The sequence below is a fragment of the Brevibacillus daliensis genome (assembly GCF_021245735.1).
GTDB lineage: Bacteria > Bacillota > Bacilli > Brevibacillales > Brevibacillaceae > Brevibacillus_B > Brevibacillus_B daliensis.
In genome coordinates this window covers 1-20,874 of sequence record NZ_JAJISB010000040.1, presented here as the reverse complement: position 1 = coordinate 20,874, position 20,874 = coordinate 1, and the positions used below count along the sequence as shown (strand labels likewise).

General features: G+C 40.1%; 20 protein-coding genes. 4 read left to right on the top strand and 16 right to left on the bottom strand.

The window, feature by feature from the left end:
• Positions 1 to 66 precede the first annotated feature (66 nt).
• Together LM917_RS21265 and LM917_RS21260 are read left to right on the top strand one after the other, a co-directional pair.
• The gene (locus LM917_RS21265; RefSeq protein ID WP_232699719.1) at positions 67 to 822 is read left to right on the top strand and encodes a response regulator transcription factor; all 756 of its coding nucleotides are present in this window, start codon (positions 67 to 69) and stop codon (positions 820 to 822) included.
• Positions 819 to 2,228, top strand: a complete 1,410-nt coding sequence (locus tag LM917_RS21260; protein WP_232699718.1) for a sensor histidine kinase — start codon at positions 819 to 821, stop codon at positions 2,226 to 2,228. Before LM917_RS21265 ends, LM917_RS21260 begins: the two co-directional genes overlap by 4 nt.
• A gap of 111 nt (positions 2,229 to 2,339) precedes the next feature.
• Here LM917_RS21260 and secA read toward each other — a convergent pair whose 3' ends face one another.
• The 8 genes from secA to LM917_RS21220 all read right to left on the bottom strand — a co-directional run bounded on the left by secA (position 2,340) and on the right by LM917_RS21220 (position 11,175).
• A complete protein-coding gene (secA, locus tag LM917_RS21255) occupies positions 2,340 to 4,823 on the bottom strand; it encodes a preprotein translocase subunit SecA (protein WP_232699717.1) in 2,484 nt (827 codons plus the stop codon).
• A gap of 136 nt (positions 4,824 to 4,959) precedes the next feature.
• Positions 4,960 to 5,511, bottom strand: a complete 552-nt coding sequence (hpf, locus tag LM917_RS21250) for a ribosome hibernation-promoting factor, HPF/YfiA family (RefSeq protein WP_232699716.1) — start codon at positions 5,509 to 5,511, stop codon at positions 4,960 to 4,962.
• Between the two features lie 441 nt (positions 5,512 to 5,952).
• Positions 5,953 to 6,150 (bottom strand): cold shock domain-containing protein, encoded by a 198-nt coding sequence (locus LM917_RS21245; protein WP_232699715.1) that lies wholly within the window; start codon positions 6,148 to 6,150, stop codon positions 5,953 to 5,955.
• Positions 6,151 to 6,257: 107 nt separating this feature from the next.
• Positions 6,258 to 6,932 (bottom strand): amino acid ABC transporter permease, encoded by a 675-nt coding sequence (locus LM917_RS21240; RefSeq protein WP_232699714.1) that lies wholly within the window; start codon positions 6,930 to 6,932, stop codon positions 6,258 to 6,260.
• A gap of 68 nt (positions 6,933 to 7,000) precedes the next feature.
• Complete coding sequence (locus tag LM917_RS21235) at positions 7,001 to 7,786, bottom strand: basic amino acid ABC transporter substrate-binding protein (protein ID WP_373688818.1); 786 nt, start codon at positions 7,784 to 7,786, stop codon at positions 7,001 to 7,003.
• A gap of 481 nt (positions 7,787 to 8,267) precedes the next feature.
• Positions 8,268 to 9,056 (bottom strand): OmpA family protein, encoded by a 789-nt coding sequence (locus LM917_RS21230; protein WP_309241971.1) that lies wholly within the window; start codon positions 9,054 to 9,056, stop codon positions 8,268 to 8,270.
• On the bottom strand, positions 9,028 to 9,858 hold the full coding sequence (locus tag LM917_RS21225) for a motility protein A (protein WP_232699712.1): 831 nt from the start codon (positions 9,856 to 9,858) through the stop codon (positions 9,028 to 9,030). The genes LM917_RS21230 and LM917_RS21225 overlap by 29 nt, the downstream gene beginning before the upstream one ends.
• 207 nt (positions 9,859 to 10,065) lie before the next feature.
• Positions 10,066 to 11,175, bottom strand: a complete 1,110-nt coding sequence (locus LM917_RS21220) for a DegT/DnrJ/EryC1/StrS family aminotransferase (protein WP_232699711.1) — start codon at positions 11,173 to 11,175, stop codon at positions 10,066 to 10,068.
• A gap of 224 nt (positions 11,176 to 11,399) precedes the next feature.
• On the opposite strand from LM917_RS21220, the gene LM917_RS21215 reads away from it, so the two are divergent.
• Both LM917_RS21215 and LM917_RS21210 read left to right on the top strand, forming a co-directional pair.
• Entirely contained in the window at positions 11,400 to 11,942 is a 543-nt protein-coding gene (locus LM917_RS21215) for an acyltransferase (RefSeq protein WP_232699710.1), read from the top strand.
• A 129-nt stretch (positions 11,943 to 12,071) separates the two neighbouring features.
• Complete coding sequence (locus tag LM917_RS21210; protein WP_232699709.1) at positions 12,072 to 12,233, top strand: putative motility protein; 162 nt, start codon at positions 12,072 to 12,074, stop codon at positions 12,231 to 12,233.
• 59 nt (positions 12,234 to 12,292) lie between these two features.
• Here LM917_RS21210 and LM917_RS21205 read toward each other — a convergent pair whose 3' ends face one another.
• From LM917_RS21205 to LM917_RS21170, 8 genes are all read right to left on the bottom strand, one after another.
• Positions 12,293 to 12,658: a flagellar protein FliT gene (locus tag LM917_RS21205; protein ID WP_232699708.1), complete on the bottom strand. Its 366-nt coding sequence runs from the start codon at positions 12,656 to 12,658 to the stop codon at positions 12,293 to 12,295.
• A gap of 1 nt (position 12,659) precedes the next feature.
• The gene (fliS, locus tag LM917_RS21200; protein ID WP_232699707.1) at positions 12,660 to 13,043 is read right to left on the bottom strand and encodes a flagellar export chaperone FliS; all 384 of its coding nucleotides are present in this window, start codon (positions 13,041 to 13,043) and stop codon (positions 12,660 to 12,662) included.
• A gap of 41 nt (positions 13,044 to 13,084) precedes the next feature.
• On the bottom strand, positions 13,085 to 14,590 hold the full coding sequence (fliD, locus tag LM917_RS21195) for a flagellar filament capping protein FliD (RefSeq protein ID WP_232699706.1): 1,506 nt from the start codon (positions 14,588 to 14,590) through the stop codon (positions 13,085 to 13,087).
• A 14-nt stretch (positions 14,591 to 14,604) separates the two neighbouring features.
• Entirely contained in the window at positions 14,605 to 14,967 is a 363-nt protein-coding gene (locus LM917_RS21190; protein ID WP_232699705.1) for a flagellar protein FlaG, read from the bottom strand.
• A 284-nt stretch (positions 14,968 to 15,251) separates the two neighbouring features.
• A complete protein-coding gene (locus LM917_RS21185) occupies positions 15,252 to 16,448 on the bottom strand; it encodes a flagellin N-terminal helical domain-containing protein (protein ID WP_232699704.1) in 1,197 nt (398 codons plus the stop codon).
• Between the two features lie 210 nt (positions 16,449 to 16,658).
• The gene (locus LM917_RS21180; RefSeq protein WP_232699703.1) at positions 16,659 to 17,831 is read right to left on the bottom strand and encodes a flagellin N-terminal helical domain-containing protein; all 1,173 of its coding nucleotides are present in this window, start codon (positions 17,829 to 17,831) and stop codon (positions 16,659 to 16,661) included.
• 209 nt (positions 17,832 to 18,040) lie between these two features.
• On the bottom strand, positions 18,041 to 19,198 hold the full coding sequence (locus LM917_RS21175; RefSeq protein WP_232699702.1) for a flagellin N-terminal helical domain-containing protein: 1,158 nt from the start codon (positions 19,196 to 19,198) through the stop codon (positions 18,041 to 18,043).
• Between the two features lie 783 nt (positions 19,199 to 19,981).
• The coding region (locus LM917_RS21170) for a flagellin (protein WP_304502597.1) at positions 19,982 to 20,874 on the bottom strand (893 nt) is incomplete at its 5' end.

The following is a 20,874-nucleotide window of genomic DNA, read 5'->3' as shown; positions in this document are numbered from 1 at the left end:
CATTTCCAAAAGGTGTAAAATAGAGAATAGTGCCAATGTTGCTATTCTACAATGGAGGTAAAATTTATGAATCGAACAATCCTGATTGCTGATGATGAGGAGGAAATCGTTGAGCTGCTTACTCTCTATCTAGAAAAAGAAGGCTTCAGGGTTATTGCAACAGAAAATGGAGAAGAGGCATGGCAGATCATTCAGAACGAGGCTATTGATCTTGCTTTGCTTGATATTATGATTCCCAAACTTAACGGTTTGCAGTTAATAACCCATGTACGTAAGGAGTTATCTTTACCTGTCATCTTTTTATCCGCACGCAGCCAAGATCATGACGTCATCCTGGGTCTTACTCTAGGTGCCGATGATTATATAACCAAACCATTTAATCCTCTAGAGGTGGTAGCCCGCATTAAGGCACAATTGCGCCGCTCGTATCATCTAAACCTGAAAATAGATGATATGCAACACCACGCTTTAGCAAAGATAATCGTCGGAGAGCTTGTCTTACATAAAGAGCAATGCGCCTTGTACCGTAATCAAAAGGAAATTACCCTGACGTTCACGGAGTATAAGCTGCTTCAACTGTTTATGGAACAACCAAATCGTGTCTTTACCAAAAAGCAAATATTCGAAAGTGTCTGGGGCGATGAATACTACAGTGATGATAATACAATCATGGTACATATCAGCAAGCTACGCGAAAAAATTGAGAAGGACCCTAAGAAACCCTGCTATCTAAAAACAGTGAGGGGACTGGGATATAAGTTAGTGTCAGGTGATAACAAAGTTAGTTCAAAGGCTGACAATTCTAAGGACATGCGTATATGAAATCAAAAAAAATCCATTCCACTCTGCTCTGGAATTACAGTATATTCATTTTTTTTATCAGCACCATCCTGATCCTCACTTTGGGTTATCTATTATACGAAATTGATAAACATCTCGATCAAGGTCTATCTCCCGTTTTTAAAGCAAAGGATATTGTGCAATCAGACTATACAGCCATAGCTATTGATTCGATTGCGAAACATGGTGGCTGGGTAGAGATAGTAAATGAGCAGAACCAGGTTGTGTATGTTATTGGAAATAAACAGGATGATATCCAAGTTTATTCATCCAATGATTTATATGAGAATCTCGATTATTCTGACGAGCAACCATTCTTTTATTCAATCGCTCCCTTTACTACAATCACAGGTAAGCCATATCTCTGTCTGATAAAATTGCCTCGTGAGAACCTGACGATTGACGTACAGTATTTGAGTAGTATTGACGAAGCAATGGAAAAAGTCAGTACTATATTGATTCATTCAATTTTTATCCTACTCATTCCGATCATAGCCATTATTTTTTTATATAGTAGATACTCTGCCAAAAAAATTAGTGAGCCCCTAAAAGTCATTACCAACGCGATCAAAAGAATGACGGGAGGAGATTACCAATCTCGCATTGCGCTGAAGGCAGAGAGTGAGTTCGGTCAAATACGTGATGCCTTTAATTATCTAGCCGACCAGCTAGAGGCGACCCGCGCCGAAAAAGAGAGATTGGAAGAGAGTAAACGTCGCATGCTCATGGACATTTCTCATGACCTTAAAACACCCATTACCAGCATTCAGGGATATGCCAAAGCTTTGCAAGAAGGCATCGTAACTGACCCTGATAAAAAACAACGTTACCTGGAACTGATCTACAACAAGTCACAAAGTGTTACCTCGTTAATCAACTCCTTATTCGAGTTTTTGACCATTAATGACGGCAACTATAATCTGATAGCGAAAAAATACGATTTAAGTGAATTTATGCGTCAGATCACGCTGGAGTATCTGGATGAGTTGGAGGAAAAAGAATTTTCATTCCACGTACAGTTACCAGAACAGGCCATTTACTATCATTTTGATTACAGAAACATGAGCCGCGCGGTATCCAATCTGCTGTCTAACGCGATCAAATACAATCCTAATGGGACACACGTCCGTATCGCCTTAAAGGAACAGGAACATGATGTGGTCATCGAAATAGCAGATAAAGGTATCGGTATCCCCTCTGAAGTAAAGTATCGTATCTTTGATCCATTCGTTAGAGGTGATACTGCAAGACAAAGTGATGGAGGAACAGGACTAGGTCTTTCGATTGCTCAAAAAATCGTGGTACTTCATGGTGGAACTCTAGAGCTAGTGGAAAATGCAGTGGAGAGGACCATATTTCGAATTACGCTGCCAAGAAACAAAGAATAAAAGCCCGTTCAAGTTTATTTGAACGGGCTTTATCTCTAGGGTGATCCTGCCTCGATTATTCTCATGGAAGATTTCCAGAGTGTTATCTAAATCGAGTAGATTCCCCATCTCTTATTTATTTTTCTTCTTATCTGCACGTCTTTGCGCACGGTTTTTATTATCTTTAGCTGCAGGAGCTTCTGTTGGTACGTCGGAAGGACCTGAGGTTTGTAGATTTTCTTGATTTATTACTTCCTGGCGTTGCAAGTTTTGGCTCACTTCGGATTTCATAATGTACAAGGCAACTTCTTCTTCGATGCTTTCAACCATACCTAGGAACATATCATATCCTTCAAACTGGTACTCACGCAATGGATCTGTTTGAGCATAAGCACGTAGGTGGATACCTTGACGAAGCTGTTCCATCGCATCGATGTGATCCATCCATTTGCTGTCTACCGCGCGAAGAACGATAACTTTTTCAAACTCAGACATCATTTCGCCGATTTCTTCTTTACGCTGCACCAGTTGACGATCTGCGATACCTTTCAGCATTTCCTCAATCTCTTCTGCTTCTTTTCCATTCAGATCAGATACCGTAATCGCATCTTCAAACAGGAATAAGCTTGTACATACTTCAAACAGGCTTTGTAGATCCCATTCTTCAGGGATTTGTTCTTTCGGGCAGTACGCAGCTACTGTACGTTCGATAACACTGTACACCATACCTTTTACAATATCTTGCAAGTCATCGCTTTCCAAAATTTCTTTACGCTGTTTATAGATAACCTCACGTTGTTTGTTCATTACGTCGTCATACTGGAGTACACCTTTACGTGCATCAAAGTTGCTACCCTCAACGCGTTTTTGAGCTGATTCAACAGCACGAGATACCATCTTGCTTTCAATTGGCATATCTTCTTCCATACCTAATCGATCCATCATGTTCATGATGTTATCTGCACCAAAACGACGCATCAATTCATCCTGCATAGACAAGAAGAACTGAGAAGAACCTGGGTCCCCTTGACGACCAGCACGACCACGCAACTGATTATCAATACGACGGCTCTCGTGACGTTCTGTACCAATGATGTGCAGACCCCCTGCATCAGGTACTCCAGGGCCTAATTGAATGTCTGTACCACGACCAGCCATGTTAGTAGCGATGGTAACAGCACCGTACTGACCAGCACGTGCTACAATTTCTGCCTCACGCTCATGCTGCTTCGCATTCAGGACGCTATGAGGAACGCCTTTTTGCTTCAACATACGGGATAAGCGCTCGGAATTCTCAATAGAGATTGTACCAACCAGCATAGGTTGTCCTTTTTTATGGCGCTCTACAATTTCTTTTACAACCGCGCGATATTTGGCTTCTTCCGTTTTATAAATCGCGTCAGCCACATCTTCACGCAGTATTGGACGGTTTGTCGGGATAACCACAACATCCAGTCCATAGATTTTCTTAAATTCTTCTTCTTCCGTTTTTGCTGTACCGGTCATCCCGCTCAGTTTTTCATACATACGGAAGTAATTTTGTAATGTGATGGTAGCAAGCGTCATGCTCTCGCTCTGTACCTTCAGCCCTTCCTTTGCTTCAATGGACTGGTGAAGACCATCACTGTAACGTCGTCCAACCATCAGACGACCTGTAAATTCATCTACAATAACTACCTCGCCATCCTGAACGACATAGTCAACATCTCTTTTAAACAATACTTCCGCTTTTAACGCAGATGTAATGTGGTGGTTTAACGTAACGTGAGCAGTGTCATAAAGGTTGTCTACGTTAAACGCTTTTTCTATCTTGCTAACGCCATCATCAGACAAAGATACGATCTTTAACTTTTCATCAACCGTAAAATCCTTCTCTACTTCCATTCGTTTTACGAAGTGGGAACAGATATAATACAATTCCGTTGACTTGTTAGCAGAACCCGAAATAATTAACGGTGTACGTGCTTCATCGATTAAGATACTGTCAACCTCGTCAATAATGGCAAAATGAAGAGGACGTTGTACCATTTGTTCTTTGTACAACACCATATTGTCACGTAAATAATCGAAACCAAATTCATTGTTGGTTCCGTACGTAATATCACAAGCATATGCTTCACGTTTTGATTCTGCTGTAAGTCCGTTTACATTCAAGCCTACAGACAGGCCAAGGAAGTTGTATAGTTCACCCATGATCCGTGAGTCACGTTCTGCTAGATATTCATTGACAGTAACGACGTGTACGCCTTTTCCAGCCAATGCATTCAAATAAGTAGCAAGAGTTGCAACCAGGGTTTTACCTTCCCCTGTTTTCATCTCTGAAATACGACCTTCCTGAAGTACCATACCACCTATCAATTGTACATCGAAGTGGCGCATTCCTAGTACCCGTTTGGAAGCTTCACGCACTACCGAGAAAGCATCGTCTAATATATCGTCCAGAGTCTCTCCTCTTTCTAGGCGAGCACGGAATTCCACAGTTTTTTCTTTTAATTCTTCATCAGTGAGTGTAGCAACTTGAGCTTCAAGCGCATTAATCTTTTCCACACGCTTAAACATTTTTTTTACTTCTCGCTCATTTGGATCACCAAATAGCTTCTTTACAAGCCCTAACATAGGGACACCCCTTCCACCGTTCCCCTTAGGGGGGACTATCTAACAACCTATTTTAGCAAATTCTTGATACATAACACAAGTAAAGGAGTTGCCTACCGGCAACTCCTTTACCATTTGTTACTATTTATTTCGCAATTTATTTTGGTTCGATTAAACCGTAGCGTCCATCGTTACGGCGATATACTACATTTACTTCGTTGTTATCGCTGTTTTCGAAGACGAAGAAGTTATGTCCTAAAAGTTCCATTTGCATAACTGCTTCTTCCGTATCCATCGGTTTCAAATTAAATCTTTTCGTACGTACAATATCAAACTGTACATCATCCTCTTCATCCGCTACTGCTACGCTGCTAGTATCTACGCTGAAAATGGCTTTGGAACCATGTTCATGTCGTTGTTTGCGGTTGACTTTGGTTTTATACTTTCTTACTTGGCGTTCCAGTTTTTCTACTACTAAGTCGATTGCTGCATACATGTCACCGTGTGTAACCTCACCGCGCAGGATTACTCCTGTAGTTGGGATTGTCACCTCAATGGTGCTTTCACCGCGAAGAACGCGCATGGTCACGCTTACATCTAGATCGCCGGAGTTTTCGAAATATTTCCCGAGACGGCTTACCTTTTTCTCTACATACTCCCGAAGAGCTGCTGTAATCTGAATGTTTTCGCCACGAATATTAAAGTTCATGGATAAACCCTCCTTCCGCCTATGATATTTGTATTCTGCATAGACGATTTGTAACCCTGCTAACCCCTGATTTATTTTTAACAAAAATCGCGTGAAATCGGGTAAAAATTTAATAAATGTTCACTTGAAAATTACATAATCTTCATGGTGATTTTTTACTTCTGACAACTTGTCCTGGCATGTACATTTTCATTTACAAAAATTTTGTTTAGGAGATAGCATACCTTTTTTGTACCCGCTTTCATTTTTACTTGAATCAGGATATTTGAGGTGATTTTCACAAAATTATTTATGTTGTAATCACATGAATGAATTACCTAAAATTGGATGTATATATGTAAATTAAAAAACGATCTAGTTTATAAACATTCATAACTTTTCTTAAACAATCAAAAAACCCCTCAGGAATAATCCTGAGGGGTTAATCTTTTATATGGTTGATTACGCTTTTACTACGTTTGCAGCTTGAGGGCCACGATCGCCTTCAACGATGTCAAATTCAACTGTTTGACCTTCGTCTAAGCTTTTGAAACCATCAGTTTGGATAGCGGAGAAATGTACGAATACATCGTCGCCTCCGTCGCGCTCGATAAAACCAAAACCTTTTTCTGCGTTAAACCATTTAACTTTTCCTTGCATGTGTTACACATTCCTTTCGTATTGCAAACTTAGGATATTAAATTACCCTTGTTACTGACTATACACTGTGCTCAGAGTAAAGTCAAACCATGGTTTTTCGACAAAATTCAACGTGGGGTATATTTTTGTTCAAGTTTTCGCACAACTATCTTGGATAAAAACAAAGTTAGTATCAAATAAGCGATGGCCGCTGTACCAAAAGCAGGTAAGCGCTCCCATGTATTTTTTGCTACAGTCATAGCTGCATAACCAAGCTCAGGAGTGGCAATAGCCGCTAAAAGTGAGGAATCCTTCAATAAAGCAATAAATTCATTTCCGAGCGGCGGAAGCATTCTGGTAAACGCCTGAGGCAGGATCACTAGCTTCATTGACTGTGCGTGCGTCAGCCCGAGAGAGCGAGCTGCTTCCATCTGTCCTTTGTCGATTGATTGGATACCAGCTCGAAAAATTTCTGCTATATAAGCTCCAGCATTTAAAGAAAGAGCCACAAATCCGGTAAACATAGCTGAAGGTGTATCTGCATTTGGTAGAAAAGTTTGCCAGATTCCAGGAATCAACACCGTATGGATGGATAAGATTTGAACGAACAGTGGCGTTCCGCGAAATACTTCAACATAAACAGAGCATGGTATTCGAAAGTATGCCCTCGTAGACATTTTGCCCAATCCCAGAATCAACCCTAGAATCGTTCCGAAAATGATTGCTACAATCGTAAGAATAATTGTGTTAATAAATCCATTGATAAACATGCTTTTGTATTCAATAATAACGCCCCATCCCAAGTGATATCCCCCCTCTCTTCCAGTTGCAAAAATGATTTCCATTGGGATATGTTCAAGCTACTTCTTATTTACTCAGGGAAATATTTGGATTGGAGTTCTTTTAATTTACCGTTCTCTTTAATGATCTTTAAACCATTATTAATTTTATCCAGCATCTCTTTGTTACCTTTTTTAACCATGATGCCATAATGCTCTTTTTCAAAACTATCATCTTTTAAAAGCTTATATTTTCCACCTTTGATTTGATCCGCAAAATATTTAATAACACCGTTATCTGCTACTACCGCATCAACGCGTTTATTAAAGAAATCGTCTACTGCTGAAGGCAAGTCATCATAACGCTTAATGTCCTGATTGGTCGCACCAAGAACTCTACCTACAACTGTATCCCCTGTGGTAGCTATTTGTACCCCTACTTTTAGTCCTTTTAAATCCTCTAGCTTGGTTACAGTAGAATCCTCGGGCACCATAATCAATTGAGTAGCTTCGAAATAAGGTTCAGAAAAATCAAACTTTTGTTTTCGCTCATCTGTAATCGTGATAGAAGAGATGGATGCATCAACCTTTCCATTCTCCAAGTCGGTGAAAACTAAGTCCCATGTAGTATTTCTATTTTCTACTTCAAAACCGCCTGCCTCAGCAGCTGCCTGGATGACATCAATGGAATACCCGGACATTTTATCCCCTTCCATTTTTTCAAACGGAGGATATGCCGCCTCTGTTGCAACCACAAACTTTTCCTTTCCCGCTCCCCCACTGGAATTAGCAGGTTGACCCCCTCCTGATCCACAAGCCGCAAGTAACATACTAAGACTAAGGGTGAGAACTGTTGCTGGTAACCAACTCTTTTTCATCATGAAAATCAGGCCCCCTTATTATTTCCCTGTGGGCAACTACATGTAAGAGCCATTCTTTTCCCGGTAACTGTCCACAGAATGACTCCTATAAGTCTGCATTTCCACAGAGTTATCCACATTATCCACAAGAAGTTGTGCACAAGCCTGTTATTTCTGTGTATATTCAGATGTTCGAAACAAGATCTCATTATACATGGTCGTAGTTACAAAAAAGCCACCATCAACATACTGTTCATGGTGGCCGTTTCTTGGTGAAAGTCCTAAAAAATTATGCTGTTTATACGATTGTTATGTACATATCTCCTGATTCAGACCCATCTATGGCTGGCACAGCTTCTTTTGTTACAGGAATGTAGATTCAACAGTAACATTCTGCAAATGAAGGAAATATCCTTCCTAAAAATATAATTTATTGGTAAAGTTTAGCATATTCTTGACTGTTATTTATTGATCATTGAAATAGCTACTTTTATATCTTTTATTCTTTCTCACCCAAAATTACAATCTCTACACGCCGATTCTTGGCGCGATTCTCGGAAGTAGTATTATCAACAAGCGGTTTACTTTCACCGTAACCAGCCACTGTAAAGCGTGATGGGGAAAGTCCTCTTTCCTGCACAATTTTGTGCATAACCGCCTTGGCGCGATCCAGAGATAACTCCCAGTTTGCTACATAATTACTGTGCACAATTGGTGAATCGTCTGTATGCCCTTCAATCCGTACCCGATGAGGGAATTTTTCCAGTACGTAGGAGAGCTTGTCCACAACTTTTTCCCCTTCTTCCTGAAGAATAGCAGAACCACTGGTAAAAAGAAGTTGTTCAGGAAGACGAACGACAACACCTTCCGCACTCTCTTCAAATGGAATATCGAATTCCTTAAGTGCAGCCCCCACATTTTCCTTGACCACGTTCATATTGTTGTCCACATTTTCTGGTTCCAGCTTCTCTGGCTCAAACTGTCCCGCTTCTAATGCAAGTTGGTCACGCTTCACAGTTAATTTGTGAATCTCTTCTTCCAACGCCTGTTTTTGCAATTCAGTTACAGCTTGCTCTGCTTCAACCAGCTCTGCCTGTTCTGCTGTTTCCTTTTGCTCCTGCTCAAGTATTGCTTGCTGCTCCTTCACCTCAGATGTATACATAGCCGCAATAATAACGACCAGGATAAACAACAGTGTAATCAGGTCGCTGTAGCTTAGTAGCCAGCTCTTTTCCAGTTCCTTTTCATCATATAGACGATCATCCTGCATAGTCGTTCTGCCTTTCAATAATTCCTCTTATACTTCCTGGTACCTTAAGGAGCATCAGCTTTTGGTCAGCAGGCAAGAAAGAGTTTAGTTTTTCGAACAACACACGTGGATTTTCCACACGTTGTAACCCTACGCATCCTTCGATGTACAGACGTTTTTCAAACATTTCCTGGTCATATATATCCATTAGGCGGTAGTAACATGGCAGCGCAAACAGATTGGCTAACAGCGCACCGTACAGTGTCGCAACCACCGCCGTACTTAAACTGTGTCCCGTTTGTGAAAAATCAGATAAAGTAGTTAATACACCTGTCATCCCAAGCAACGTACCAACCAGCCCCATCCCGGGTGCTAAGAGAGCGATCAATCGAAACATACCGCCCATCTGCTGGTAGCGATACTGCTCCCCTTTGCATTCGTTCTCCATTATCATCCGTAATTCTTCCTCAGAAGCTCCTTCAATAGCTAGCAGAGAGCCACGTTGGACAAAATGATCCGGCTCATTGATTAGCTCTTTTTCCAGAGCCATATAACCTTTTTCTTTTTGGAGCAGGGCATACTCATAGAAACGTTTAATTGTCTCTTCCACATGATTCTCCCGTCCATAAATAAGCAGGCGCCCTATACTTCTCAAGTGAACGTGCTTTCGCTTAATCGCATAAGAAATAATAACTGACAGGCCAACCAGCTCAAGTGCTGGGAGGTGAAAAAGCTGCATGATGTTCCCATTCAGATATACCGTGTGCATAAATACCAGCACGACTACTAAAATCAATAGCAACGACCGCTTATTCGCGGCAAAAAATTGTTTGGTCTCCATCCTTATACCTCTCGCCTTTTCTCATTCTAGTGGACGGATATTATTATAGCAGAAGAGTTGGCAAAGATTGGGCAATTTAAGAAAAGATTTGGGCAAAGCTAGACAGATTACAAGAATTGCGAAACTAAACTTGCCATACAAAAGGCGAGTAAACGACAATTCACAAAACAAGATGTGTCGAGTAGACTAAATCGCTTTTCCTACCCTTTATCCCTTCCCTAACGAGGATAGAAGGACAGACACTACCTCTTGTTGTTTCTCTAAAGTAATGTGAGGCCATATGGGAAGACTTAATACCTCACCTGACATACGCTCTGTAACCGGCAGAGATGGCATAGGATGCCCTGAATACACTGGTAGCTGATGGACAGGCGTAGGATAGTATAACATGGAGCCTATGCCCTTCTGACGAAGCTCCTGATGCAGATTATCTCTCTTGCCATCCCTGACACGAATCGTGTATTGATGGTAAACATGCTTGGCATAGCCTGCTACTCGTGGAGTCACAATATCTTCCACATCCCTAAGTAACCTGGTATAGCTAGCTGCCACTTCACGCCTCAATTCGTTCCATTGTTCCACATACGCTAATTTAACACGCAGAATAGCCGCTTGTAGCTCATCTAGACGAGAGTTATATCCAGTCCGTTCATTTTCATACGGAATCAAAGAACCATGCGTGCGTAGTTTACAGGCTAGCTCTGCAAGCTGGTCATCATCTGTAGTTAACATACCTGCATCGCCATATGCTCCTAAATTTTTTGTTGGATAAAATGAAAAACAACCAAATTGACCAAACGTCCCCAGCTTCTTCCCGCGATACTCACCACCAAAAGCCTGCGCTGTGTCTTCCACGATTGCCAGATTGTATTGCTTAGCAATTTGAAGCAAGGGCTCCATCTTGGAAGCGTGTCCATAAAGATGCACAGGAATGATTGCTTTGGTAGAGGATGTAATACAGGCTTCCACCCGAGCAGGTTCCACATTAAACGTATCTGGACTAATATCAGCGAATACGGGCGTTGCTCCTACCAGTTCAACAGCTTCAGCAGTTGCATAAAAGGTAAAGGAAGGTACGATCACTTCATCACCAGGACCAATTCGCAAAGCTCGCAGCGCAATGACGAGTGCATCAGTCCCTGAATTGAGGCCAATGGCATGCTTACATCCTAAATAGCGAGCAGCCTCTTCCTCAAATGCCCTTCCCTGTTCCCCGAGTATAAAATGCCCCGACTGCAACACACGTGAAATCGCCTGGTTGATTTCATCACCCAGGAGCCGTACCTCGTCCGTCAGATCGATGATGGGTATCTTCATATCCCTGCTCCTTTCGTCTACGTATGTGGAACTTCCTTATTAGTAATACGTCGGCATGCGTAGGGAAGTGCATGGATGTTGATAAATGATCGAAGCGTATGCTGATTTCTGTGAAAAATCCCCCTTTCATCCATGTTGGACATCTCAACCTGACTGCGGATACATCAATGGCACAGCGCATATATATCGTTGTAACGATAGAAGTCATGTCAGGAGGTTATATCTTGAGAGAACAAGTATTCATTCATATAACAGCAGATGTTTCAGATAAAGCTCAGCTAGGAGCTGGAACCAAGGTATGGAATCAAGCACAAATACGGGAGAATGCACAGATCGGTGAAAACTGCATCATTAGTAAAGATGTATATATCGATCACGGAGTTACGATTGGTAACAACGTCAAAATTCAGAACGGTGTGTCCATTTACCATGGAGTGGAGATTCAAGATGATGTATTTCTGGGACCACATATGACTTTTACCAATGATTTGTTTCCACGAGCTTTTTCTAAGGAGTGGGAAGTGGTAAAGACAACAGTGGAAAGAGGAGCTTCAATTGGTGCGAACGCAACGATTGTGTGTGGAATCACGATTGGTAAGTATGCGATGGTTGGGGCTGGGGCTGTTGTAATTAGGGATGTTGGGGATTATGAGCTGGTGGTGGGAAATCCGGCGAGAGTGATTGGAATGGTTTGTGTTTGTGGGGGAAGAGTGAGTAACGGACACTGTACCGCATGTGGTAATCTCTTCTCTACAATCTCTGAATAATAATTAATTGGAGTCCAAATCATGAATGTTGATTGACCTGATAACGCATTTTCCTACTAATCTGTAAGACAAAATATCTAACTCTCCGATATCTATAATATTCGGTCAGGGAAGGAGGGCTACTCATCAATGAATCCCATCCAATTAAAGCAAGCGATTAGCATTCAGTTAACAAAGATTACGAAGGATTACGTTACCGATACGGTTGCCTATATGTTTAGCGACTTCGCTAAAGCGCAGCCTCCTGCTCCACATCCTACATCCGGACAGAAGCTAGATGTTCGCGCATAGGAAATAGAAAAGACGATCGGAATCCCGATCGTCTTTTCTATATTCGCCGTAATTGGACACTAATTTTTTTTGTCGAAGAAAGCTCCGTAGGCAGCAATTGCATTAGCCCCTGCATATTGCTCCGTCGCTTGCTTTGATTTTTTTATGTTACGAATCTCTTCTTCCACACCCTTTTGCTGTTGTTGCATCAAGGGCAGAACTTGTTGTTCGAGTTCACGGATAGCAGAGATAACTGGTGTTCTCCAAGATAATGTCTCCGAGTCTGTATTATCTGGATGGGCAACAATGGCATCAATCAATTTCTGACGCTTGTCCAAAAGAGAGTTCCATTCGTCTGGATCAGCTTCTTTTTGCACAAGAGTAAGTAACTCTTCCGTACAACTTAAGACGGCTTCGTATAACTCTTTAAGTGTAGGTGTATTCATGTCATTGTCCTTCTGGTTGATGTTTGGAAAGACGCATAACTTCTTTCCATGTATCTCGGAACTCGACAAAATAGCCTTCTACTTCTTTTATAATCTCACTATCTTTTTTAATGTTAGCCTCGATAGTGCGACGACGCATGTAATCGTACATGAGAATGAATTGCTCAGATAATGTTATACTTCGATCTAAAGAAGCATCTAATTCATTAATGATCTCTTGTACTCGTAAAATGGAAGCATGTGCCTTATCCATTTCTTTCTTCTCAATAAAAAGTATAGCTTCTTTACTAAATCGAATGCCACCATTGTATAACATCAGCGTTAATTCACCGGGATTTGCGGTCTTTACTTGTACCTGCTGATAAATCTGAGCTGGATTAGCCATACGCTCCCCCCCTTTTTATGAAGAATAACCTATTACTTACTCTATTGTTGAGTAAAGATTGAACTTTGACTATTTAATTTACTAATAGCTTGTTCCATTGCAGTGAACTTTCTCCAATACGCATCCTCTTTGTCCTTGATTCTGCGCTCCCATATTTTGATGTTATCATTAATGTCTTTTAGATCTTTTGAGAGAACACTATTATCTACTGCAATATCAGCGCTACCAGCTTTTTGTCTTACTTTTTCCATAGCAGATTTGATAGGCACTAATAAACGCTCAGCTATCCCCTCTGATTTAGGAGTTCCATCGTCACCAGAATTACCCGCAAACATTTTCATTACTTCATCCGGATTTTTTTCTATGGCAGCTTTTAATTTTTCTTCATCAATGTAGAGCTTACCGTTTTCTCTGTAATCATATAAACTACCTGCACCTGTAGATTTCTTTGGTCCAATACCAATATCAGATAGGTTATCGAATTCCTTACTTGCACCCTTCAATGGAGTAGTTAATCCAAGACGCATTTCTGATAGAAAACCACTTAAGATTGGGTCTTGGCGTAACAAACCGCTCTTCGCTTTCGATTCCCAGAGTTCGATTTGCTTTTCGCTCATACCTTCTTTTTCTTCTTCTAATAGAGGTTGGTAACTACGTTGTACTTTTTCAGTTAGTTTCGTATTCAACGTATCAATAAGTTTGTTGTATGAGTCAACGAAGTCTTTTAGTTTGTCATAGACTGCTTCTGTGTCGGTTTTCATGTTGATGAAGACGGGGCTGGATGAATTTGCTTTGAACTCGAATTTAAGTCCGTCATGCTCTAAGGTATTGCCTTTTAGAGCGTAGGGAACCCCGTTAATTACTGCTGTTCCGTTTACTTTTTCCTGCCCCATAGCTCCTGTTGAAAACTCATTTTCGGTTGCAGAAACTACCCCATTTTCAATGCCAAGCTTATTATCGTCTTTTGCCCCACTAATCTCAATTTTTCCTGGTATTTCTTTTGAAGTTAGAACAATTGATTTATCAGTTGCAGAATAACTTGCTTTGATACCTGTTTTATCTGTGATTTGCTTAAGTACATCCTGAATGGTATTGCCCGCAGTTACATCAATTTTAGCCGTTTTCTCGGTCCCAGCTTCGCTATATGTAATATCGAATGAAAAATCTTCATCAATCTTAGTTTTGTCGTCAGGAACATCTGTACTGAATTTAACAGCAGAACCATATCCAACCTTCCCTAGGTCAACACTTGAAATCGTGTAAGAGGTTAAACTTGGCTTCCCGGCAATCGTAACACCAACACTATCACTGCTAGATTTAGCGATTTGCTTTTTAAACGTACCATATAAATTCAGATCGCTTACTTTGTTTCGAAATTCTAACAAAGCCACATTCTGCTCACGATAACTCTCTCGACGCCACTCTTGTGTTTGTTTTTTGCGTAGCAGCTTATTAAGAGGCTCTCGTTCAGCCTTCATTAAATCAGAAATAATCTTATCAGTTTCCATACCTGAAGCAAGACCACCAAAACGAATTGGACTAATCATTTATGTTTCCTCCTTTAGATTTTTTTATCTACCAAAATTCCAATAAGCGTATACAGTTGAGCGACGGTATCCATCATATCTTTCGAAGGAATTTCTCGGACAACATCGTTTGTTTTATCATCGACGACTTGGACATAGTACTCACCTAATTTGTCATGTAATTTGAATTTTAGGTGGGTTGATTTAATTTCCATGAATTTATTAAGGGCAGCTATTTCATTGTCCAATTCTGCCTTTTTGTTGACAGATAGAGTGCTATCTTCCTGCTTTGGTTTCTGTTGTTGTTTTTGCTCGTTCTTTATAGGAGTGGATGGCGGAGTCTTGGTGCTATCAATAGTTGCATGGTTTGGTGCAGTTGAATTACTTCCAATTTCCATAGATATTCCCTCCGAACTTACTGTTTCTATAGTTATTATCGGATAATTGAAAGGATTAATTGAGAGGTATTTGTAGTAATGCTTGTATGGGGAATGGATTAATTGATTATGTACACATAAAACTTTTACCTCAATACATTCGAAAATGGTAATACTTCAATAGAGTATGCTTTTTATGCTTATCAGGAAGAATCTCTATGAATCTATGGAGTTGATACACTTTAATATAGGAAAAAAGGACTCTGACTGAATATCAGAGTCCTTTCCATGTGTAACGAGTTCGATTAACGAAGTAATTGAAGTACGCCTTGTGGTTGTTGGTTAGCTTGTGCAAGCATAGCTTGAGCAGCTTGAGTAAGGATGTTGTTCTTCGTGAACTCCAACATTTCTATCGCCATAACAACGTCACGGATAAGAGATTCAGCTGCACTTAGGTTCTCAGCAGTTGCTCCCAAGTTGGTGATAGTGTGCTCTAGACGGTTTGGGTTCGCACCTAGTTTAGAGCGTTCTTCGGATACTTTGTTTAGAGCGTTGTTGATTGTTGTGATAGCTTGGTCTGCGGATTTTTGAGTAGAAATACGGATACCAGTAGTATCATCTTTCGTATTTGATAGGGCAGCATCTTTTAAGGATGTATTTGCTTTAATATCGGCAGCAGGAGCAGTAGTTGCTTCTGCAGTCGCATCAATGCCAGCTTTCGCAAATGCTTCATTTATTGCAGCTGCGATTTCTTCTTTAGTTGCTGTAATAGCACCAGCAGCAAGTGGAGTCCCATCGGGGTTTAATGTACCAGCAGCTTGTTTTAATGTAATTTCAATTTCTCCATTAGCATTAACTTTTGCAGTTGTTTTTTCTACTGCAGCTGCTCCTGCTCCAGCAGCATCTAGTGTTTTCATTTTAATATCTTTACCTTCATAATTTGAAATAGAAACCCCAAAATCGTCATCAGTAGTAACCTCTGCTTTAACGCCATCTACTCCAAGTTTTGTGTTACTCATATCATTAACAGTCAACTTGATATTCTGCCCTTGGTTCGCACCAATGTGGAACGTCTTATCTGTAAAATCACCATTCAATACTTTTTGGTTATTGAACTCAGTATCTGTAGAAATACGTTTGATTTCTTTAGACAATTCATCAACTTCCGCTTGAAGCTTTTGACGGTCTACACCTTCGTTAGTGTCAGAAGAAGCTTGTACTGCTAGTTCACGCATACGTTGCAGAATGCTGTGTGTTTCTGTCAATGCACCCTCAGCTGTTTGGATCAAAGAGATACCATCTTGAGCATTCTTAGAAGCCATTTCCAAACCGCGAATTTGTCCACGCATTTTCTCAGAAATAGCTAGACCTGCTGCATCATCACCTGCACGGTTGATTTTGTAACCAGAAGATAGTTTCTCCAGGTTTTTAGAAGATGCACCTGTGTTTACTCCCAATTGACGATGAGTGTTAAGAGCTGCGATATTGTGGTTGATTCTCATTGCAAATACCTCCATGTGTTTATTCTGGGCTCATCCTTTAGCCCAAAATGTAGATTGAATGTCTAGCATTAATACTAGAAGAGTACATGTTAGATCACCCTATTATTACTATCGGAAACAACTCAAAATTTTTTTACTATTTTTTTTTAGTTACTTATAAAAAAAAGACCCAGCATATGCCGGGTCCTTCATGGGCTACAAGTATATTAATTAACGAAGTAATTGAAGTACGCCTTGTGGTTGTTGGTTCGCTTGTGCCAACATTGCTTGAGCAGCTTGAGTAAGGATGTTGTTCTTTGTGAAATCCATCATTTCTTTCGCCATATCTACGTCACGGATACGAGATTCTGCTGCAGTCAGGTTCTCAGCAGTTGCTCCCAAGTTGTTGATAGTGTGCTCTAGACGGTTTTGGTTCGCACCTAGTTTAGAGCGTTCTTCGGATACTTTGTTTAATGCGTTGTTGATTGTAGTAATCGCAGCGTCTGCTTTTTGTTGAGTCGATATGTTGATACCCTTCTCATCATCTACATTAGTTGGATCCGATTTAGCGACTGTTTTTGTACCAGTAAATGCTGCCGCTGGTCCAGCAGCAGATGCATCTCTTTCAACAGTTACATCCAGTTTTTCTTTTTCTATTGCTTTTTGTAATGCTTCTAATACTTCATCTTTAGTTGCCGTAATAGTACCAGGAGTACCTGCATCCTGTTTTAATGTAATAGTAAATGTATTATCCGCAGAATTATAAACAGCTGTTGTTTCAGTTACTGCATTATTTCCAGCCGGATTTGTTACAAATTTCACATCTTTAGATAAATCATGATTAGTAACCTTAATTCCTAATTCAGCAATTGTTTCCTCAGTACCTTTAACTGCAGCTACACCTAGCTCTTTATTGCTCATGTTATTAATACTCAATTTAATATTTTGCCCTTGATTCGCTCCAATATGGAAAGTCTTATCAGAGAAAGAGCCATCCAATACTTTCTGGTTGTTGAACTCTGTGTCCGTAGAAATACGTTTAATCTCTTTAGACAACTCGTCCACTTCTGCTTGAAGCTTTTGACGGTCAACGCCTTCATTAGTGTCTGTAGAAGCCTGTACAGCCAACTCACGCATACGTTGTAGAATACTGTGTGTCTCAGTCAAAGCACCTTCTGCTGTTTGGATCAAAGAGATACCATCTTGTGCATTTTTCGATGCCATTTCCAAACCACGGATTTGTCCACGCATTTTCTCAGAGATAGCTAAACCTGCTGCATCATCTCCCGCACGATTAATTTTGTAACCAGAAGATAGTTTCTCCAGGTTTTTGGATGCTGCACCTGTATTAACTCCCATCTGACGGTGTGTGTTAAGAGCTGCGATATTATGATTGATTCTCACTGTAAATTACCTCCATGTGTTTATTTTGGGCTCATCCTTTAGTCCAAAATGGTAGATTGAATGTCTAACATCGCTTTCTAGTAAGAGACATGTTAGATCATCCTATTATACTATCGGCAGGTACATAAATTTTTTTAATATTATTTTTAAATATATAAAAAGAAGACCTAGCATAAACCAGGTCTTCTGATTGTTTAGTATATATCCAATTAACGAAGTAATTGAAGTACGCCTTGTGGTTGTTGGTTAGCTTGAGCAAGCATTGCTTGAGCAGCTTGAGTAAGGATGTTGTTTTTCGTGAACTCCATCATTTCTTTTGCCATATCAACGTCACGGATACGAGATTCAGCTGCAGTTAGGTTCTCAGCAGTTGCTCCCAAGTTGTTGATGGTGTGCTCTAGACGGTTTTGGTTTGCACCTAGTTTAGAGCGTTCTTCAGATACTTTGTTTAGGGCATTGTTGATTGTTGTGATAGCTTTGTCAGCTGCTGCTTGAGTAGAGATGTTTACACCTTTTGTATCATCGAATTGAGTTTCATCAGTTGGGTCAGCTTTGGTTGCTGTATACGTTTTTCCATAAGCACCTGTTGCAATTGCATCGGAAGTACCATCACTCTCAACTTCTAATCCAATTTTCTTTAATGCATCTAATACATCAGCTTTAGTAGCTGTAATAGCACCAGTATTATCTTGTGCTAGAGTTAGTGTGATTTTTCCATCTTTATCAATGGAAGCAGTGGTTTCCGCAACAGCCGCACCGGTTACTTTAGCAGAGACTTCAATTTCAATGTCTTTATCAGCATCGCGATTCGTAACTATAATACCAAGATCACCATGTGTTGTATCGTTCTTAAGTCCGTTTACACCAAGTTCTGTGTTGCTCATATCGTTAATGGTCAACTTGATATTCTGTCCTTGGTTCGCACCAATGTGGAACGTCTTATCTGAATAATCACCATTCAATACTTTTTGGTTATTGAACTCAGTGTCTGTAGAAATACGTTTGATTTCTTTAGACAATTCATCAACTTCCGCTTGAAGCTTTTGACGGTCTACACCTTCGTTAGTGTCAGAAGACGCTTGTACTGCTAGTTCACGCATACGTTGTAGGATACTGTGAGTTTCAGTCAATGCGCCTTCTGCTGTTTGAATCAAAGAGATACCATCTTGAGCATTTTTAGTAGCCATTTCCAAACCGCGGATTTGTCCACGCATTTTCTCAGAGATAGCTAGACCTGCTGCATCATCACCTGCACGGTTGATTTTGTAACCGGAAGATAGTTTCTCCAGGTTTTTAGAAGATGCACCTGTGTTTACTCCCAATTGACGATGTGTGTTAAGAGCTGCGATATTGTGATTGATTCTCATGTTGAATACCTCCATGTTTTTTAAATTTGAGCCATCCTATGCTCAAACTTATATATTTCAACACTAAACGAGTACAACTTGATGTTTCCACCAAATCTAAATTTAGGTTGACTATTATTAATATCGGAATATCTAAAAAATTTATTATGCTTATTGTAAATATTATTTGCATTATTCATCAACTAAAAAAGCTCTCATTTCAAATTTTGAATGGGAGCTAATTCATATTGGAGGTCAATACAATGATATCTACTTTACCTTTATAATCCTCTGTTCCACAAAGGGACTTCATTTGGTTAGCAGAATGCAAATGGAAACTACCTTTCTGAGTTTGACTTTAAAACTGCTCAAGAAAATAGTTTTTACTCTATAGATAAACGTTCAGTTATTCGTTTTGAATAAGTTGGTATGGGTACAAACTTTATCATGAAACACATGGCGGTAGGTTTTTTACCCCATTTGGCTTAGTGGATATGACTTATAAAACAAAAGATAAAGAATACAAATTAACAGGAAACAATTTGTTTTATAGCGACATCATCACCTACAAACAAGCCGAAATGACCTTTAATCCACTGTATGGAAACGGAATAAATGACTCTTCTCACATTACTGAGGATGTTTTTGGCTATAAACAAAAAATTAAATGTGAGGATGTTTCCTTCTATATAAAGCACTTGTAAAAATCACTAAAGGTATCCTATTCATCTGTATGTATTGGCTGGAAGTCAGAAAAGACCTAACTGATTAGCTAGGTCTTTTCCCTTTATTACTAAAGTTAAATTAACGAAGTAATTGAAGTACGCCTTGTGGTTGTTGGTTAGCTTGTGCAAGCATAGCTTGAGCAGCTTGAGTAAGGATGTTGTTCTTCGTGAACTCCATCATTTCTTTCGCCATATCAACGTCACGGATACGAGATTCAGCTGCAGTCAGGTTCTCAGCAGTTGCTCCCAAGTTGTTGATAGTGTGCTCTAGACGGTTTTGATTTGCACCTAGTTTAGAGCGTTCTTCTGATACTTTGTTAAGTGCGTTGTTGATTGTTGTGATTGCTTTGTCAGCTGATTTTTGAGTAGAGATGTCAACACCTGCTTCAGTAGTTCCTGCTGTTACTGTATCATTAGCCACTGCTACTGCTTTAGCGGTACCATCAACTGTATCAGCAAGTTTTACATTTAAGCCTGCATCTTTAAGTGCTTTAATAACATCATCTTTAGTTGCTGTAGCTACTCCTTTATCATCTTGAGCAAGAGTAACGGTAACTTTACCAGAAGTTGGATCAATTTCTACCGTTGTTTTATCAATTGCCGTAGTTCCACCTGTAAGTTTAACCTCGAAATCGAAATCCGATGATGACTTGTGAGATATAACATAATCACCCACTGTTTGTTCACCTTTAACTCCGTCTACGCCAAGTGAAGCATTGCTCATGTCGTTAACGGTAAGTTGAATGTTTTGACCTTGGTTTGCACCAATGTGGAAAACCTTATCTTTGAAAGAGCCATCCAATACTTTTTGGTTATTGAACTCAGTGTCTGTAGAAATACGTTTAATCTCTTTAGACAATTCATCAACTTCAGCTTGAAGTTTTTGACGGTCTACACCTTCGTTAGTGTCAGAAGACGCTTGTACTGCTAATTCACGCATACGTTGCAGAATGCTGTGTGTTTCTGTCAATG

Excerpts from the sequence above, each read along its gene's own strand:
- LM917_RS21265 (WP_232699719.1), top strand. The coding sequence starts at position 67 with ATGAATCGAACAATCCTGATTGCTGATGATGAGGAGGAAATCGTTGAG.
- LM917_RS21260 (WP_232699718.1), top strand. The coding sequence starts at position 819 with ATGAAATCAAAAAAAATCCATTCCACTCTGCTCTGGAATTACAGTATA.
- secA (WP_232699717.1), bottom strand. The coding sequence starts at position 4,823 with ATGTTAGGGCTTGTAAAGAAGCTATTTGGTGATCCAAATGAGCGAGAA.
- hpf (WP_232699716.1), bottom strand. The coding sequence starts at position 5,511 with ATGAACTTTAATATTCGTGGCGAAAACATTCAGATTACAGCAGCTCTT.
- LM917_RS21245 (WP_232699715.1), bottom strand. The coding sequence starts at position 6,150 with ATGCAAGGAAAAGTTAAATGGTTTAACGCAGAAAAAGGTTTTGGTTTT.
- LM917_RS21235 (WP_373688818.1), bottom strand. The coding sequence starts at position 7,786 with ATGAAAAAGAGTTGGTTACCAGCAACAGTTCTCACCCTTAGTCTTAGT.
- LM917_RS21225 (WP_232699712.1), bottom strand. The coding sequence starts at position 9,858 with ATGGAGACCAAACAATTTTTTGCCGCGAATAAGCGGTCGTTGCTATTG.
- LM917_RS21220 (WP_232699711.1), bottom strand. The coding sequence starts at position 11,175 with ATGAAGATACCCATCATCGATCTGACGGACGAGGTACGGCTCCTGGGT.
- LM917_RS21210 (WP_232699709.1), top strand. The coding sequence starts at position 12,072 with ATGAATCCCATCCAATTAAAGCAAGCGATTAGCATTCAGTTAACAAAG.
- LM917_RS21205 (WP_232699708.1), bottom strand. The coding sequence starts at position 12,658 with ATGAATACACCTACACTTAAAGAGTTATACGAAGCCGTCTTAAGTTGT.
- fliS (WP_232699707.1), bottom strand. The coding sequence starts at position 13,043 with ATGGCTAATCCAGCTCAGATTTATCAGCAGGTACAAGTAAAGACCGCA.
- fliD (WP_232699706.1), bottom strand. The coding sequence starts at position 14,590 with ATGATTAGTCCAATTCGTTTTGGTGGTCTTGCTTCAGGTATGGAAACT.
- LM917_RS21190 (WP_232699705.1), bottom strand. The coding sequence starts at position 14,967 with ATGGAAATTGGAAGTAATTCAACTGCACCAAACCATGCAACTATTGAT.
- LM917_RS21185 (WP_232699704.1), bottom strand. The coding sequence starts at position 16,448 with ATGAGAATCAACCACAATATCGCAGCTCTTAACACTCATCGTCAATTG.
- LM917_RS21175 (WP_232699702.1), bottom strand. The coding sequence starts at position 19,198 with ATGAGAATCAATCACAATATCGCAGCTCTTAACACACATCGTCAATTG.